At 60.1% G+C, this 17,672-nt stretch carries 13 protein-coding genes; 8 read left to right on the top strand and 5 right to left on the bottom strand.

Going from position 1 to position 17,672, the window contains the following annotated elements; genetic code table 11:
* The 5 genes from pyrG to ADK28_RS19240 all read left to right on the top strand — a co-directional run.
* A partial coding sequence (gene pyrG / locus ADK28_RS19260) for a glutamine hydrolyzing CTP synthase (RefSeq protein ID WP_048796402.1) occupies nt 1-1,337 on the top strand: 1,337 nt, incomplete at its 5' end.
* Nucleotides 1,338-1,418: 81 nt separating this feature from the next.
* Nucleotides 1,419-2,714, top strand: coding sequence for a phosphopyruvate hydratase (gene eno / locus ADK28_RS19255; protein ID WP_004932670.1), 1,296 nt, complete (start codon nt 1,419-1,421; stop codon nt 2,712-2,714).
* Nucleotides 2,715-3,012: 298 nt separating this feature from the next.
* On the top strand, nt 3,013-4,203 hold the full coding sequence (locus ADK28_RS19250; RefSeq protein ID WP_048796401.1) for an NAD(P)/FAD-dependent oxidoreductase: 1,191 nt from the start codon (nt 3,013-3,015) through the stop codon (nt 4,201-4,203).
* On the top strand, nt 4,200-4,604 hold the full coding sequence (locus ADK28_RS19245; RefSeq protein WP_079450094.1) for a hypothetical protein: 405 nt from the start codon (nt 4,200-4,202) through the stop codon (nt 4,602-4,604). Before ADK28_RS19250 ends, ADK28_RS19245 begins: the two co-directional genes overlap by 4 nt.
* Nucleotides 4,605-4,634: 30 nt before the next feature.
* Nucleotides 4,635-5,831, top strand: a complete 1,197-nt coding sequence (locus ADK28_RS19240) for a methionine gamma-lyase (RefSeq protein WP_048796400.1) — start codon at nt 4,635-4,637, stop codon at nt 5,829-5,831.
* A 37-nt stretch (nt 5,832-5,868) separates the two neighbouring features.
* Here ADK28_RS19240 and ADK28_RS19235 read toward each other — a convergent pair whose 3' ends face one another.
* The 4 genes from ADK28_RS19235 to ADK28_RS19220 form a co-directional block, all read right to left on the bottom strand.
* Nucleotides 5,869-7,263, bottom strand: a complete 1,395-nt coding sequence (locus tag ADK28_RS19235; protein WP_033641276.1) for an amino acid permease — start codon at nt 7,261-7,263, stop codon at nt 5,869-5,871.
* Between the two features lie 102 nt (nt 7,264-7,365).
* Nucleotides 7,366-8,901 carry a histidine ammonia-lyase gene (hutH, locus tag ADK28_RS19230; RefSeq protein ID WP_019455102.1) on the bottom strand — a complete coding sequence of 512 codons (1,536 nt, stop codon included), beginning with the start codon at nt 8,899-8,901 and terminating at the stop codon, nt 7,366-7,368.
* Complete coding sequence (gene hutU, locus ADK28_RS19225; RefSeq protein WP_025159649.1) at nt 8,898-10,589, bottom strand: urocanate hydratase; 1,692 nt, start codon at nt 10,587-10,589, stop codon at nt 8,898-8,900. Before hutU ends, hutH begins: the two co-directional genes overlap by 4 nt.
* 375 nt (nt 10,590-10,964) lie before the next feature.
* Nucleotides 10,965-12,305 (bottom strand): MFS transporter, encoded by a 1,341-nt coding sequence (locus ADK28_RS19220; RefSeq protein ID WP_015376678.1) that lies wholly within the window; start codon nt 12,303-12,305, stop codon nt 10,965-10,967.
* Between the two features lie 327 nt (nt 12,306-12,632).
* Between ADK28_RS19220 and queE the strand changes: the two genes are divergently transcribed.
* Nucleotides 12,633-13,304: a 7-carboxy-7-deazaguanine synthase QueE gene (gene queE / locus ADK28_RS19215; protein WP_004932641.1), complete on the top strand. Its 672-nt coding sequence runs from the start codon at nt 12,633-12,635 to the stop codon at nt 13,302-13,304.
* A 30-nt stretch (nt 13,305-13,334) separates the two neighbouring features.
* Here the strand turns inward: queE and queD are convergent, their stop codons facing one another.
* Nucleotides 13,335-13,694 (bottom strand): 6-carboxytetrahydropterin synthase QueD, encoded by a 360-nt coding sequence (queD, locus tag ADK28_RS19210; protein ID WP_004932638.1) that lies wholly within the window; start codon nt 13,692-13,694, stop codon nt 13,335-13,337.
* A 436-nt stretch (nt 13,695-14,130) separates the two neighbouring features.
* Between queD and cysJ the strand changes: the two genes are divergently transcribed.
* Both cysJ and cysI read left to right on the top strand, forming a co-directional pair.
* Entirely contained in the window at nt 14,131-15,933 is a 1,803-nt protein-coding gene (cysJ, locus tag ADK28_RS19205; protein WP_033641277.1) for an NADPH-dependent assimilatory sulfite reductase flavoprotein subunit, read from the top strand.
* A complete protein-coding gene (gene cysI, locus ADK28_RS19200; RefSeq protein WP_016929053.1) occupies nt 15,933-17,648 on the top strand; it encodes an assimilatory sulfite reductase (NADPH) hemoprotein subunit in 1,716 nt (571 codons plus the stop codon). Before cysJ ends, cysI begins: the two co-directional genes overlap by 1 nt.
* Nucleotides 17,649-17,672: the final 24 nt, after the last annotated feature.

Raw genomic sequence — 17,672 nt, 5'->3', positions numbered from 1 at the left:
GTAAAGAACGCCGCGGCGACTATCTGGGCGCGACCGTGCAGGTCATTCCGCACATCACCAACGCGATCAAAGAGCGCATCATCGAAGGCGGCGAAGGCCACGATGTGGTGCTGGTGGAAATCGGCGGCACCGTCGGCGATATCGAATCGCTGCCGTTCCTCGAAGCCATCCGTCAGATGGCGGTGGAAGTGGGCCGCGAGCACACTCTGTACATGCACTTGACGCTGGTGCCGTACATGGCGGCGGCGGGCGAAGTGAAAACCAAGCCGACCCAGCATTCCGTAAAAGAGCTGCTTTCCATCGGTATTCAGCCTGATGTGCTGATTTGCCGTTCCGATCGCGCGGTTCCTGCTAACGAACGCGCTAAAATCGCGCTTTTCTGCAACGTGCCGGAAAAAGCGGTTATCTCTCTGAAAGACGTTGATTCTATTTATAAAATCCCAGGCCTATTGAAATCTCAGGGGCTGGACGATTATATTTGTAAACGATTCAGCCTGAACGCGCCGGAAGCCAACCTGGCCGAATGGGAACAGGTGATCTACGAAGAAGCCAATCCGGGCGGCGAAGTGACCATCGGTATGGTCGGCAAATACGTTGAGCTGCCGGACGCCTACAAGTCGGTAATCGAAGCGCTGAAGCACGGCGGGCTGAAAAACCGTTTGACCGTGAACATCAAGCTGATCGACTCGCAGGACGTGGAAACGCGCGGCGTGGAAGTGCTGAAAGGGCTGGATGCGATCCTGATCCCGGGCGGCTTCGGCTACCGCGGCGTGGAAGGCAAAGTGATGACCGCGCGCTATGCGCGCGAGAACAACATTCCTTACCTGGGCATTTGCCTGGGCATGCAGGTGGCGTTGATGGAGTTCGCTCGCAACGTGGCGGGGATGGAAAACGCCAACTCCACCGAGTTTATGCCAGACTGTAAGTACCCGGTGGTGGCGTTGATCACCGAATGGCGCGACGAAGACGGCAACGTCGAAGTGCGCAGCGAAGAAAGCGATTTGGGCGGCACGATGCGCGTAGGTGGCCAACAGTGCAACCTGAGCGACAACAGCCTGGTGCGTCAGCTGTACGGCGAACCGACCATTGTCGAGCGTCACCGTCACCGTTACGAAGTTAACAACATGCTGTTGAAGCAGATCGAAGCCGCAGGGCTGCGTGTCGCCGGTCGTTCCGCCGACAACAAGCTGGTTGAGATCATTGAACTGCCGAATCACCCGTGGTTTGTAGCCTGTCAGTTCCACCCGGAATTTACGTCTACGCCGCGTGATGGGCATCCGCTGTTCGCCGGCTTCGTGAAAGCCGCAGGCGAGCATCAGAAGCGCCAGGTGAAATAACATATTTGGTAGGCGGCGCGCGGTGAGAACCGCGCGCTGTTTGTCTGGAGTTTTAGTTTAACTTGTACTGAGGAAAACCTAATGTCCAAAATCGTTAAAGTCATCGGTCGTGAAATCATCGACTCCCGCGGTAACCCGACTGTTGAAGCCGAAGTTCATCTGGAAGGCGGTTTCGTAGGCCTGGCTGCTGCGCCGTCAGGTGCTTCTACCGGTTCCCGCGAAGCGCTGGAACTGCGTGACGGTGACAAGTCTCGTTTCCTGGGTAAAGGCGTACTGAAAGCCGTTGCCGCAGTAAACGGTCCGATTGCTCAGGCAGTACTGGGTAAAGATGCCAAAGACCAGGCGAACATCGACAAGATCATGATCGAGCTGGACGGCACCGAGAACAAATCCAACTTCGGCGCCAACGCCATTCTGGCGGTTTCCCTGGCAGCAGCGAAAGCAGCCGCAGCCTCTAAAGGCATGCCGCTGTACGAGCACATCGCTGAACTGAACGGCACCCCAGGCAAATTCTCCATGCCACTGCCGATGATGAACATCATCAACGGCGGCGAGCACGCTGACAACAACGTCGACATTCAGGAATTCATGATTCAGCCGGTTGGCGCGAAAACCCTGAAAGAAGCGGTGCGCATCGGTTCCGAAGTGTTCCACCACCTGGCGAAAGTTCTGAAAGCCAAAGGCATGAACACCGCCGTGGGCGACGAAGGCGGCTACGCGCCAAACCTGGGTTCCAACGCCGAAGCGCTGGCGGTTATCGCTGAAGCGGTAAAAGCGGCGGGCTACGAGCTGGGCAAAGACGTCACTCTGGCGATGGACTGCGCGGCTTCCGAGTTCTACAAAGACGGTAAATACGTGCTGGCCGGCGAAGGCAACAAGGCCTTCACTTCCGAAGAGTTCACTCACTTCCTGGAAGAGCTGACCAAACAGTACCCAATCGTGTCTATCGAAGATGGCCTGGATGAATCCGACTGGGCAGGCTTCGCTTACCAGACCAAAGTGCTGGGCGACAAAATCCAGCTGGTGGGCGACGATCTGTTCGTAACCAACACCAAGATCCTGAAAGAAGGCATCGAGAAAGGCATCGCTAACTCCATCCTGATCAAGTTCAACCAGATCGGTTCTCTGACCGAAACCCTGGCAGCTATCAAGATGGCGAAAGACGCCGGCTACACCGCGGTGATCTCTCACCGTTCCGGTGAAACCGAAGACGCGACCATCGCCGACCTGGCGGTAGGGACTGCTGCTGGCCAGATCAAAACCGGTTCCATGAGCCGTTCTGACCGCGTTGCCAAGTACAACCAACTGATCCGTATCGAAGAAGCGCTGGGTGACCGTGCGCCGTTCAACGGCCTGAAAGAAGTTAAAGGCCAATAAGTTCGACCTATTCGGTTGCTAAATAAAAACCCGCTGCGGCGGGTTTTTTTATGTTTTAAATTCGTGATGATTGTCAGTTTAATAATAAGTTTTTCATTGAATGCGTAGTTTTGTTTAACCCGATAATTTCATTAAAGATAGTAAATGCGTTTATTTTATATTCCCATTTTATTTGCTTTATAACTATTCGTTACTAGACTGCCAATAAGGCAGTTTATTTTTCGCCGTTCTGCCGTAGACCTTCATCATCACCATACCTTAATACTGCCGGCTTGCTGGCCGGTTGAGCGAGGGCTTGATGCGACAGCGAATCATCATTGTCGGCGGCGGAACCGGCGGCACCATCCTGGCCAATTTATTGGCCGCAAAATTGCACCGGGAAATTATTAATAATAAAGTCGAGTTATTAATGATATCGGATTCACCGCTGCATTATTACAAGCCGGCGTTTATGTATGTGGCGTTCAATACTTTTTTCAAGCAAGAGCTCACGCGCTCACAGCGGAGTTTATTGCGGCCAGAAATACAGTTTATTATTGATAAGGCGGAATCTTTCGATTTAAAACAGCGAAGCATAGCTACGCAAAGCGGTAAATTTTATTCCTATGATTTTCTGGTTTTCGCCACCGGCTGCGTACCTTGGCCAGAGCGCATCGAAGGACTGGCGCAGGCGGGCGATCATTTTTACCAGTATCAGGCCGCCAGGCGGTTAGCGCATAAATTGGCGACGATCGAGAAAGGCCGCATTTTCATCACCGTGTCCTTCCCTGAAACCCCCAACGTGCCCCATCAGTGCGGCATCGCACCGATCGAAACCACCCTGATGCTGGATGACTACCTGCGGCGGCGCGGCGTGCGCAAGGCGGTGGAGATTGTGTACACCTATCCGACCATTTCTCAACTCTTGCGTAACTGCCTGTTTTTACAGCGCCCGACCGGCGAAGCGCTGCCCGCCATTTTTGCCGCGCGCGACATTCGCCACCAGCGAGGGTTTACCCTCAGCCGGGTAGACGCCCAGCGTAACGTCGCCTATTCCGCTGAGGGGGAAGAGCAGCCGTTCGACATTCTGATGGCGACGCCGCCGATTCGCGCAGTCGAGGCGGTGCGCAATACCGGGTTGAGCGAGAGTCAAAACGGTGAAGGCTGGCTGCCGACCGATCATCAAACGCTGCAGGTCTACGGCCAGCAGGGCGTGTATGTCATAGGCGATACCGTGGATTTGCCGGTCAGCAAGGCCGGCGGCTCTTGCCATAATCAGGCGCCGGTCATTGCCGACAACATCGTGGCGGAAATGCGGTTGGGCCACACAGTGAGCCATTATGACGGCAAGGTGCAGGCGGTCGCGCAAATGGGGCTGAATGCCGGCATGCCGCTGGTGTACGACTATCGTCACGACGTGCTGCCGACGCCCGCCACCAAGGTGGGCGGCATGCTGCGCAATGGGTTTAACCGCGGCCTTTACTGGGCCACGGTAAGGGGGCTGATATGACGGAAAGCACGGTGCATGCGGCGGACCTGCAATCATTGGCGGCGTTGCTCGAGAAACTGCAGCCGCTGCTGGCGGGCGGCCGGTTGGATAACGTGGTCGATCTGTTGTCGCTGTTGTCGGACGTGGTGGATATTGCCGACAACGCGCTGGTGGAGAAACTGGCCGGCGTCTTTGAAGGTTTGGTGACCCTCGGCTGGGAAGGCGGAACGGCGCTGCAGATGGCGCACAGCGAGCTGCAGTTGAATCCTCCGCCGGCCAGTTTTCGCGCGCTGTACGCCTTGCTGAAGCAGCCGGATACCCTGCTGGGGTTAACGCTGCTGCTGCGTACTTTACAAATCATCGGCAAGCGCGCGCGAGACAGCGCGTTGCCGTCAGCCCTTCCAGATGAATCGTCGAATTAAGCTTCACCCATTCAGGTAAGGAGTTGTGTTATGTCCGCTACAGCAGTTGGCCACGACTTTGCCACCCGGGCTATTCATTACGGCTACGATCCTCAGCGGTATCAGGGTGCACTGTCTCCACCGGTGTTTATGAGCTCTACGTTTGCTTTTCCCACGGCGGAATACGGCGGCGCCTGCTTTGCCGGCACCGAGCCGGGGTACTTTTATTCGCGCATCGCCAACCCGACGTTAAACCTGCTCGAGCAACGCATCGCCAACCTGGAGGAGGGGGAGGCGGCGGTGGCGTTCGCTTCCGGTATGGGGGCGATCACCGCGTGTTGTTGGACGCTGCTCAGACCGGGTGATGAGCTGATTGTCGATGAAACCGTCTATGGTTGCACCTTCAGCTACTTTCATCATGGTCTGGCGCGCTTTGGCGTCAAGATAACCCACGTTGACCTGACCCGGCCGGAGCGGCTGGCGTCGGCCGTGGGGCCGCATACCCGGCTGGTGTATTGCGAAACGCCGGCCAATCCCAACATGCGCTTGATCGATATCGCCGCCGTGGCGGAGATCGCCCATCGGCATCAGGCGCTGCTGCTGGTGGACAACACCTACTGTACGCCCTATCTGCAGCGGCCTCTGGCGTTAGGCGCCGATATCGTGGTGCACTCGGCGACCAAGTACCTCGGCGGGCACGGCGATCTCCTGGCCGGGATAGCGGTGACGCGTCAGGCGTTGGCCGAGGCGATCCGTCTGGAGGGGCTAAAGGACATGAACGGGGCGGTACTGTCGGCGCAGGATGCCGCGCTGGTGCTGCGCGGGATGAAAACCTTGCCGCTGCGCATGGATCGTCATTGCGATAACGCGCAGCGCCTGGCGGAGATGCTAACGGAGCATCCGGCGATCGAGCGGGTGTATTACCCCGGCCTGGCGAACTTCCCGCAACATGCGTTGGCGCAGCGGCAAATGGCGCGCCCCGGCGGCATGCTGGCGTTTGAACTGCGGGGCGGAATGCGTGCGGGCATTCGCTTCCTCAATGCGCTGCAGCTCATCTTGCGCGCGGTCAGCCTGGGCGATTGCGAAAGCCTGGCGCAACACCCGGCCAGCATGACGCACTCGGCCTACACGCCGGAAGAGCGGAAACGGCACCACATCAGCGAGGGGCTGGTGCGGCTGTCCGCCGGGCTGGAGGCGTTTGACGATCTGCAGGCGGATATCCTGCAGGCGCTGGCGCAGGCGCAATAAAAAAACCCGCCGCAGCGGGTTTTGGCCGAAGCGAGCGTTACATCTGTTGCGTCGCTGTGGTCACCGGCGAACCGCCGCCTTTTTTGCGCACCCACAGCCAGTAAGCCGCGGTGAGGAATGCGATCCACACCAGCCCGACGTACAGCGCGATGCGGCTCTCTTCGAAGTAGCCGAGCAGGCCGATGACGAACGCCATAAAGGCGGTCGCCAATGCCGGCGCCACCGGCCACCACGGCACCGGGAAGCTCAACTGACGCGTTTCTTCCGGCGACAGCGTGCGGCGCATGACGATCTGCGACAGCAGGATCATCAGCCACACCCAGACGGTGGCGAAGGTGGCGATCGAGGCGATGATCATGAAGACCTTCTCCGGGATCAGGTAGTTGAGCACCACCGCCAGCAGCAGGGCGATTGACATGACCAGCACCGTCATCCACGGCACGCCGCTGGCGGTCAGCTTGGTGAAGCTGCGCGGCGCCTGGCCGTCCTGCGCCATGCCGTACATCATGCGGCCGGCGCCGAAGATGTCGCTGTTGATGGCCGAAATGGCCGCGGTGATCACCACCACGTTCAGCACGTTGGCGGCGGAGCTGATGCCGAGGTTGCTGAAGATCTCAACGAACGGGCTGCCGTTCTGGCCGATGCTGTTCCACGGATAGATCGCCATCAGCACCATCAACGTCAGCACGTAAAACAGCAAGATGCGCACCGGTACGGCGTTGATCGCCTTCGGCAGCACTTTGGCGGGGTCTTTCGCCTCGCTGGCGGTGATGCCGATGATCTCGATGCCGCCGAAGGCGAACATCACTACCGCTAATGACGCGACCACGCCGCCAATGCCGTTAGGCATAAAGCCGCCGTGCTGCCACAGGTTGCTGATGCCGGTGGCGTGCTGGGCTTGCCCGAAACCGAACAGCATCACCGCCGCACCGCCGACGATCATCGCTACGATGGCGGCGACCTTGACCAGCGACAGCCAGAACTCCAGCTCGCCGAAAACCTTGACGCTGCACAGGTTGAGCGCGCCGATAAACAGGATGATGCTGAGCACCCAGACCCACTGGGCGACGTCCGGGAACCACAGCCCCATATAGATGCCGAAGGCAGTGACGTCCGCCAGGGCGACGATCACCATTTCAAAGGTGTAGGTCCAGCCGGTAAGGAATCCGGCCAGCGGGCCGAGATAGTGGCTGGCGTAGTGGCCGAACGAGCCGGAAACCGGCTGGTGCACCGCCATTTCACCCAGCGCGCGCATCACCATGAATACCGCCGCGCCGCCCACCAGGTAGGCCAGCAGCACCGCCGGGCCGGCCAGTTGGATGGCGCCGGCGGAGCCGTAGAACAGGCCGGTGCCGATCGCCGAGCCGAGAGCCATGAAACGGATATGCCGCGCGTTTAGTCCGCGTCTGAGTTGTGTCGTTTCGTTACGCATGTTGCTTCCCGTTAAGTGTTTGCCGAACAGGCACGCGCTGCCCGCGCCGGGTGGAACGCACCCGGCGGGGCAGAACAAACTGCGTGATTCAGTGTGTGATGATTATGCCTGGCTAGGCAGCAGCGCCGCAGGCAGCAGCGATGTCAGGTGACCGGCCGCCAATAGCTGGCTGGCGGCTTCAATGTCGGGGGCGAAGAAACGATCCTTGTCGTAGAAACTGACATGCTCGCGCAGCAGACGGCGCGCCTGCTCCAGACCTTCCGAGGTCTTCAGGCCGTTGCGGAAATCCAGGCCCTGGCAGGCGGCCAGCCACTCGACCGCCAGAATGCCGCGCACGTTGTCCGCCATGCTCCACAGACGGCGGCCGGCGGCCGGCGCCATGGAAACGTGGTCCTCCTGGTTGGCGGAGGTCGGAATGCTGTCGACGCTCGATGGATGCGCCAGCGCTTTGTTTTCGCTGGCCAGCGCCGCGGCGGTGACCTGAGCGATCATGAAGCCGGAGTTCACGCCGCCGTTCTCCACCAGGAACGGTGGCAGCTGCGACATGTGTTTGTCCATCATCAGCGAGATGCGGCGCTCGGACAGCGAACCGATTTCGGCGAATGCCAGCGCCAGGTTATCGGCGGCCATCGCCACCGGTTCGGCGTGGAAGTTGCCGCCGGACAGCACGTCACCCTGCTCGGCGAACACCAGCGGGTTATCGGAGACGGCGTTGGCTTCGATCTCCAGCACCTCGGCAGCCTGACGGATCTGCGTCAGGCAGGCGCCCATTACCTGCGGCTGGCAGCGCAGGGAGTAAGGATCCTGCACTTTTTCACAGTTGCGGTGCGAGTCGGAGACTTCGCTGCGCGCGCCGAGCAGGTGGCGATAGGCGAGGGCGGCGTCGATCTGGCCGCGCTGGCCGCGCACCTCGTGGATACGCGCATCGAACGGGCTGCGGGAGCCCAGCGCCGCTTCCACCGTCAGGCTGCCCGCCACGGTCGCGGCGGCGAACAGGTCTTCCGCGTCGAACAGGCCGCGCAGCGCGAAGGCGGCGGAGACTTGGGTACCGTTCAGCAATGCCAGGCCCTCTTTCGCCGCCAGCGTCAGCGGTTTCAGGCCGGCTTTGGCCAGCGCTTCGGTCGCCGGCAGCCATTGGCCCTGATGGCGCGCCTGGCCTTCGCCCAGCAGCACCAGACTCATGTGCGCCAGCGGCGCCAGGTCGCCAGAGGCGCCGACTGAGCCTTTCAGCGGGATATGCGGATAGACTTCGGCGTTGACCAGCGCGATCAGCGCCTGGATAACTTCCAGGCGAATGCCGGAGAAGCCGCGCGACAGGCTGTTGATCTTCAGCACCATGATCAGGCGCACCAGATTGTCGTCGGTCGGCTCGCCCACGCCGGCGGCGTGTGACAGCACGATCGAGCGCTGCAGATTTTCCAGATCGTCGCGGGCGATGCGCGTCGAAGCCAGCAGGCCAAACCCGGTGTTGATGCCGTATGTGGTGCGGTTTTCTTCAACGATGCGTTCGACGCAGGCCACGCTTTGCTGGATTGGGGCATAGGCGTTGTCGTCCAGCGTCAGCGTCACCGGGTGTTGATACACGTCGCGTAGCTGGGCCAGCGTCAGTTTGCCCGGGCGAATAGTCAGCGCTTTCATGCTTTTTCTCCTTGGGTCGCGGCAACCATCGGCAGGTTCAGGCCTTGCTCGCGGGCGCAGTCGATAGCGATATCGTAACCAGCGTCGGCGTGACGCATGACCCCGGTAGCCGGGTCATTGTGCAGCACGCGGGCGATGCGCTCGGCGGCTTCGTCGGTGCCGTCGCAGACGATCACCATGCCGGAGTGTTGGGAGAAGCCCATGCCGACGCCGCCGCCGTGGTGCAGGGAAACCCAGGTGGCGCCGCTGGCAGTGTTCAACAGGGCGTTCAGCAGCGGCCAGTCGGAAACCGCATCGGAACCGTCTTTCATCGCTTCGGTTTCACGGTTCGGGCTGGAAACGGAGCCGGAATCCAGGTGGTCGCGGCCGATGACGATCGGGGCGGACAGTTCGCCGCGGCGAACCATCTCGTTGAACGCCAGACCCAGCTTGGCGCGCTGGCCGAGGCCAACCCAGCAGATGCGCGCCGGCAGGCCCTGGAAGCTGATGCGCTCGCGCGCCATGTCCAGCCAGCGATGCAGGTGTTCGTCATCCGGGATCAGCTCTTTCACCATGGCGTCGGTTTTGTAGATGTCCTGCGGATCGCCGGACAGCGCCGCCCAGCGGAACGGCCCGATGCCGCGGCAGAACAGCGGACGGATGTAGGCCGGCACGAAGCCCGGGAAGTCGAAGGCATTGTCGACGCCGGTTTCTTTCGCCATCTGGCGAATGTTGTTGCCGTAGTCGAAGGTCGGCACGCCCATCTGCTGGAACGCCAGCATGGCTTTGACGTGATCGGCCATCGACTGCTTGGCGGCGGCGACCACCTTGGCCGGCTCGGTCTGGGCGCGCTGGCGATACTCTTCCCAGCTCCAGCCCTTCGGCAGGTAGCCGTTCAGCGGATCGTGGGCGCTGGTCTGATCGGTGACCATGTCCGGGCGCACGCCGCGGCGCACCAGCTCAGGCAGGATTTCCGCCGCGTTGCCGCACAGGGCGATGGAGATGGCTTTGCCTTCTGAGGTGTATTTCTTGATGCGGGCCAGCGCGTCGTCCAGATCTTTGGCCTGCTCATCGACGTAGCGGGTTTTCAGACGGAAATCGATGCGGCTCTGCTGACATTCGATGTTCAGCGAGCAGGCGCCCGCCAGCGTCGCGGCCAGCGGCTGCGCGCCGCCCATGCCGCCCAGACCGGCGGTCAGCACCCAGCGCCCCTGCAGGCTGCCGTCGTAATGCTGGCGGCCCGCTTCGACGAAGGTCTCATAGGTGCCCTGAACGATGCCCTGGCTGCCGATGTAGATCCAGCTGCCGGCGGTCATCTGGCCGTACATGGCCAGGCCTTTGGCGTCCAGTTCGTTGAAGTGTTCCCAGGTCGCCCAGTGCGGCACCAGGTTGGAGTTGGCGATCAGCACGCGCGGCGCGTTGCTGTGGGTTTTGAATACGCCGACCGGCTTGCCGGACTGCACCAGCAGGGTTTCGTCCTCTTCCAGCGTTTTCAGGGTTTCGACGATCTTGTCGTAGCAATCCCAGTCGCGCGCGGCGCGGCCGATGCCGCCGTACACCACCAGCTCATGTGGGTTCTCCGCAACTTCAGGATCGAGGTTGTTCATCAGCATGCGTAACGGCGCTTCGGTCAGCCAGCTTTTTGCGTTTAATTGTGTGCCGCGTGGCGCGCGTACATCGACATTGCGAACTTTGTTATTTGTAGTCACAGCATTTTCCTCAAACAGTATCGGTGCAGATTCCATGCCGCGGTGGGGATGAGTACCACGGCATAACAATGCGTAGGGCTTATTAACATATACTTGTATGTACAAGCATATGCAACACTGACCAGTTGCCGCTGAAAGGTGGCATAAGAAAAAGTTATTTTCTTTTTATATCAGGTTGATATGCGATTTTTTATCACCGGCTTCATATGCGAAAAGCCGGAGAAAAGTGAGCTGTTCGGCAAAAATGAATTAAAATTGACTCATTTTTGGGCGGCTAGTCACAATATTTTTACAGACTGATTACAGTTGGCGGCGGAGGATAAACAAGCCCTATCACCGCGGGAAGAAAGCCCGCCGTGGGCGGGCTTGCCAGGCTCAGGCGGCCGGTTGCAGCATCGGCTTGCGGCTCATCTTGCACACCGTGGCGATGGCGGCGATCAGCGCCGGTACGCACAGGAACATCAGGATGCTCTGCACTTCCCACTGCATCGCCAGCAGTTGGGCGCCCATCATGGTGCCGGCGACGCCGCCGAAGCGGCCGATGCCCTGCATCCAGGCGATGCCGGTGGCGCGGCTGTGGGTCGGGTAGAAGGTGGCCGCCAGCGTTTGCAGCCCGGACTGCGCGCCGTTCATGGTGACGCCCATCAGGAAGATGAAGGCGCCCAGCAGCACGATCTGCTTGTCTTCGGTGGCCATCGCCACGATCAGCAGGGCGGTGACGACAAAGCCGCTCGAGACCACTTTGTGCGCATTCCAGCGGTCCATCAGCCAGCCGGCCACCAGGATGCCCAGCGTGCCGCCGAAGGTGAACAGCGAGGTGAGCATCGCCGACTGTTCCAGCTGATAGCCCAGCCCCTGCATCAGGATTGGCATCCAGCTCAGCAACACGTAGTAGATCACCAGCCCCATGAAGTAGGTCACCCACAGCATCAGCGTGCCGAGCAGGTAAGGGCGGCTGAACAGCAGGCCGACGCTGGTCTTGGCCTGCGTCAGCTTCTCTTCGTACAGGTAAAAACGCGTCACGCCGTCGAGGCTCTGGCTGACGAAGCGTTGCGCGATGCGTTTGATCTTCGCCGCATCCTGCCCGCGGTTGACCATATATTTGACCGATTCCGGCAGCAGCAGGATCAGCAAAACCGTCAACGCCAGCGGCGCAATGGCGCCGAGCAACAGCACGCTGTGCCAGCCGTAGCTCGGGATCAGCCACGATGAAATGGCGCCGCCGCCGGCCGCGCCCAGCGGAAAGCCGCAATACATGGTATTGATCGCCAGCGAACGGCAGCGCTGCGGCGCGTATTCGGAGATCAGCGTGATAGCGTTGGGCATCGCCGCTCCCAGCCCGAGGCCGGTGAGGAAACGCCACAGCGTCAGGCTATTGAGCGAGCCGGCGTAGGCGGTGGCCAGGCTCGACAGGCCGAAGAACAGGCAGGAAAACACCAGCACGCGCTTGCGGCCGATGCGGTCGGAGATTGGCCCGGCTATCAGCGCGCCGAGCGACAGCCCCAGCAGCGCGGCGCTCAGCACCGGCCCCAGATCCTGCTTCACGATGCCCCAGTCTTTGGCGACCGAGGGGGCGATATAGCCCATGGCGGCGGTATCGAAACCGTCGATGGCGAGGATCAGGAATCCGAGAATGATCAGTGTCCAGTGAAACAGCGAAAACTTGCTGTCGTCGATGGCCTGTTGAATATTTAACTCGCTGGTGGAATGAGTCATGGCACCCTCTAAACGCAGATGTAGTCGTGATGAATAGTACGTGGCCGAGACTGACGCTCGGCTTGTGTTTGCTTGTATATACATCTGCGCGTCGGCGCTTTATGTCAAATATAATTATCTTATTTGTTAACTGCGTGTTGTTTTCTGTGGAGCAGGTTGCACCGCGAATGAAAGGCCTAAGACCGGTTAACAAATTAAATGAACGCCATTGGCGGTGAGATATGCTGGCGGCGGCGCGGAGGAAAAAATTTAATACAATTTTGGCCGTTTGGTCGCCGGGCCGGAATCTGCGATAATCGTTTTTTACTTTTCCAGATTGAGAAACCGATGCAGTACCCGATCAACGAGATGTTCCAAACCTTGCAGGGCGAAGGCTTTTTCACCGGCGTGCCGGCCATTTTCATCCGCCTGCAGGGCTGCCCGGTAGGGTGCAGCTGGTGCGACACCAAACATACCTGGGAAAAGGAAGCCCATCGGGAAGTAGACCTGCAACGGATCCTGGTCAAAACAGAAGAGAGCGACGCCTGGGGCAATGCCAGCGCCGAGCAGCTGTTGGCGGTGATGCGCCAACAAGGCTACACCGCGCGCCATGTGGTGATCACCGGCGGCGAACCCTGCATTTACGATCTGGCGCCGCTGACCGAGCTGTTCGAACAGCACGGCTACCGTTGCCAGATTGAAACCAGCGGCACCCACGAAATTCGCTGCTCCGCCAACACCTGGGTGACGGTTTCGCCCAAGGTGAATATGCGCGGCGGCATGAAGGTGTTGGATCAGGCGCTGCGGCGCGCCGACGAGGTGAAGCATCCGGTGGCGCGCGAGCGCGACATCGAGGCGCTGGATGCGCTGCTGGCGACGTTGCAGGATGACAAGGCGCGCATTATCGCGCTGCAGCCGATCAGCCAGAAAGAAGAGGCGACCCGTCTGTGTATTGAAACCTGTATCGCGCGCAATTGGCGGCTGTCGATGCAGACCCACAAGTATCTGAACATCGCCTAAAATCAGGGCGCCATTGCGGCGCCCTTTCTTTTAACCTTTATATACGCATCCCGCAGTACAGGTCTCTTTCACCATCACCGCCGTCAATTCCGGCAGCTGGGGCTTGAGCTGCTGCCAAATCCAGGCGGCGAGCACTTCGCTGGTGGGATTTTCCAATCCTGGAATATCGTTCAGATAATGGTGATCCAGCCGTTCCCAGATCGGGGAAAACACAGCCTTGAGCTCGGCGAAATCCATCACCCAACCGGTGTGGGGATCCACTTCACCGGTCACTTCCAGACGCACCATAAACGAATGCCCATGCAGACGGCCGCATTTATGGCCCTCCGGCACGTGCGGCAAGCGGTGTGCGGCTTCAAACTGAAAATCTTTAAACAGCGTGGTTGCCATTATTACGGCCTCATTGACTCAAAAACCGCCGCATAGTACCGGAAAGCGCGTCTGCTTGCCATTTATACCGTTATGGTCTACCGCCGCGGTAACCGCGCCCGGTTAACACTTTTTTTGTTTGGTGTTTGCGGCACCTATCGGCTGGGGTTATGAGTCGAAATGTTGAACGGTGAAAAAATGATGAAAAAAAGCGCTTTAATTTCATCTGGATAAAAAACTTTGTTTAACGGTTTAAGCGTTATCCCTTACCAGAAAAACAGCTTAGTCATTTTGGTTATGATTTATTGCTATCCCTTATTTAATCGTTGCTATTCTGCTCGGTAACCTTACAAACTCTCCTGATCTTTTCCGCACACCCGACGCAGCGAAGAGACAGCGACTGGCACTGGCGCGCGCCTGGCAGGAAAGGCGCTAAGTATAGGAAATAAGTACAGCAATGACGACTCAGGCTCCTCCAACATCTTTGCTCCCGCTGACGCCCGAACAGCTGGCGCGCCTGCAGGCGACGATCGGCGACTATTCGCCGACGCAGCTGGCGTGGCTGTCCGGTTATTTTTGGGGCATGGTCAATCAACAGCCCGGAGCCGTGGCCATTGCGCCTGTCGCCCCTGCGGCTGCCGCCGGCATCACCATCATTTCCGCTTCGCAGACCGGCAATGCGCGCCGCCTGGCGGAGCAGCTGCGCGACGATCTGCTGGCCGCCAATCTGAGCGCCACGCTGATCAACGCCGGCGACTACAAGTTCAAGCAGATAGCTCAAGAGCGCCTGCTGGTGATCGTCGCTTCCACGCAAGGGGAAGGCGAGCCGGCGGAAGAAGCGGTGGCGCTGCATAAATTCCTGTTTTCGAAGAAGGCGCCGAAGCTCAATGACACCGCGTTTGCGGTGTTCGGGCTGGGCGACACCTCTTATGAGAATTTCTGCCAGTCAGGTAAAGATTTCGACGGCAAGCTGGCCGAGCTGGGTGCCGAGCGCCTGGTGGAGCGCGTGGATGCCGACGTGGAGTACCAAGAGCTGGCCGCCGCCTGGCGCAAACAGGTGGTGTCGGTGCTGAAGGCGCGCGCGCCGGCGGAAAGCGCCGCGCCGGGCGTGTTGGCCAGCGGCGCGGTTGACCTGATCGACAGCAGTCCGTACAGCAAGGAACAACCGCTCACCGCCCAACTGGCGGTCAAGCAGAAAATTACCGGCCGCGCGTCGGATAAAGACGTGCGCCATATCGAGATCGATCTGGGCGACTCCGGCCTGCGCTATCAGCCGGGCGATGCGCTCGGCGTATGGTTCGACAACGATCCGGCGCTGGTGGACGAACTGGTGCAGCTGTTGTGGCTGAAAGGCGACGAGCCGGTTGAGGTGGAAGGGCAGACCCTGCCGCTGGCGCAGGCGCTGCGCAGCCATTTCGAGCTGACGCAGAACACCACGCCGATCGTCGATAAATACGCCGCGCTGTCGCGCGACGAAACGCTGATCGGCCTGCTGGCGGATAAAGCCGCGCTGCAGCATTACGCGCACAACACGCCGATCGTCGACATGGTGCGCCAGGCGCCGGCGGATCTGAGCGCCGAACAGCTGATCGGCCTGCTGCGTCCGCTGACGCCGCGCCTGTACTCCATCGCCTCTTCGCAGGCGGAGAACGAAAGCGAAGTGCACATCACCGTGGGCGTGGTGCGTTACGACATCGACGGGCGCGCCCGCAGCGGCGGCGCCTCCGGCTTCCTGGCGGATCGCCTGGAGGAGGACGGCGACGTGCGGGTGTTTATCGAGCACAACGACAACTTCCGTCTGCCGGCCAACCCGGAAACGCCGGTGATCATGATCGGCCCGGGCACCGGCATCGCGCCGTTCCGCGCCTTTATGCAGCAGCGCGACGCGGACGGCGCCGGCGGCAAAAACTGGCTGTTCTTCGGCAACCCGCACTTTACCGAAGATTTCCTGTATCAGGTCGAATGGCAGCGCTACGTGAAAGACGGCCTGCTGACCCGCATCGATCTGGCTTGGTCCCGCGACCAGCAACATAAAATATACGTACAAGACAAACTGCGCGAACAGGGCGCGGAAGTGTGGCGCTGGATTCAGGAAGGCGCGCACATTTACGTCTGCGGCGATGCCAATCGCATGGCGAAAGACGTGGAAAACACATTACTGGAACTGGTGGCCGAGCACGGTGGCATGGATACCGAGCAGGCGGATGAATTTTTAAGTGAGCTGCGCCTTGAGCGCCGTTATCAGCGAGATGTTTACTGATGAGTGATAAACACCCCGGGCCTTTGGTAGTCGAAGGCAAACTGGCCGATGCGGAGCGCATGAAGAAGGAAAGCAACTTCCTGCGCGGCACCATCGCCGAAGATTTGAACGACGGCCTGACCGGCGGCTTCAACGGCGACAACTTCCTGCTGATCCGTTTTCACGGCATGTACCAGCAAGATGACCGCGACATTCGCGCCGAACGCGCCGAGCAGAAGCTGGAGCCGCGCCACGCCATGATGCTGCGCTGTCGCCTGCCGGGCGGCATCATCAGCCCGCAGCAGTGGCTGGGCATCGACAAGTTCGCGCAGGAGAGCACGCTGTACGGCAGCATTCGCATCACCAACCGCCAAACGTTCCAGTTTCACGGCATTCTGAAAGGCAACGTCAAACCGGTGCACCAGCTGCTGAACCGCTTGGGGCTGGACGCGCTGGCGACCGCCAACGACGTGAACCGCAACGTGCTGTGCACCTCCAACCCGGTGGAGTCCGAGCTGCATCAGGAAGCCTACGAGTGGGCGAAGAAGATCTCCGAACACCTGCTGCCGCGCACCCGCGCCTACGCAGAGGTGTGGCTGGATCAGGAGAAGGTGGCCACTACCGACGAAGAGCCGATTCTGGGGCCGACCTACCTGCCGCGCAAATTCAAAACCACGGTGGTGATCCCGCCGCAGAACGACGTCGATCTGCACGCCAACGACATGAACTTCGTGGCGATCGCCGAAAACGGCAAGCTGGTGGGCTTCAACCTGCTGGTGGGCGGCGGGCTGTCCATTGAGCACGGCAACAAGAAAACCTACGCGCGTCAGGCCAGCGAGTTCGGCTACATTCCGCTCGAGCATACGCTGGCGGTGGCGGAAGCGGTGGTGACCACGCAGCGCGACTGGGGCAACCGCACCGATCGCAAGAACGCCAAAACCAAATACACGCTGGAGCGCGTCGGGGTGGACGTTTTCCGCGCCGAAGTGGAAAAGCGCGCCGGCATCACTTTTGCGCCGATTCGGCCGTATGAATTCACCGGCCGCGGCGATCGCATCGGTTGGGTGAAGGGCATCGACGATCAGTGGCACCTGACGCTGTTTATCGAGAACGGCCGCCTGCTGGACTATCCGGGGCGCCCGCTGAAGACCGGTATGGCGGAGATCGCCAAGATCCATAAAGGCGACTTCCGCCTGACGGCGAACCAAAACGTGATCATCGCCGGCGTGCCGGAAAGCGAAAAGGCGAAGATTGAAGCCTTGGCGCGCGATCATGGCCTGATCGACGATGAGATCAGCGAGCAACGCAAAAACTCGATGGCCTGCGTGTCGTTCCCGACCTGCCCGCTGGCGATGGCGGAGGCCGAGCGTTTCCTGCCGCAGTTTGTCACCAAGGTGGAAGGGATCATGCATCGGCACGGGGTGGGTGACGAGCATATCGTGCTGCGCATCACCGGCTGCCCGAACGGCTGTGGCCGCGCGCTACTGGCGGAGCTGGGGCTAGTGGGCAAGGCGGTCGGCCGCTATAACCTGCATTTGGGCGGCAACCGCGAAGGCACGCGCATTCCGCGCATGTACCGCGAGAACATCAACGAAGATGAGATCCTGAGCGAGATCGATCTGCTGGTGGGGCGCTGGGCGAAGGAGCGCAACGCCGGCGAAGGTTTCGGCGACTTCACCGTTCGCGCGGGCATCGTCAAACCGGTGCTGGATCCGGCGCGAGATTTTTGGGAGTGAGGCCGGCGGCCCCTGGGCAGAGGG

This window comes from Serratia sp. 506_PEND (assembly GCF_001076875.1).
GTDB lineage: Bacteria > Pseudomonadota > Gammaproteobacteria > Enterobacterales > Enterobacteriaceae > Serratia > Serratia marcescens.
Note: the sequence above shows the minus strand (reverse complement) of the source record. Positions and strands in the feature narration are given on the sequence as shown.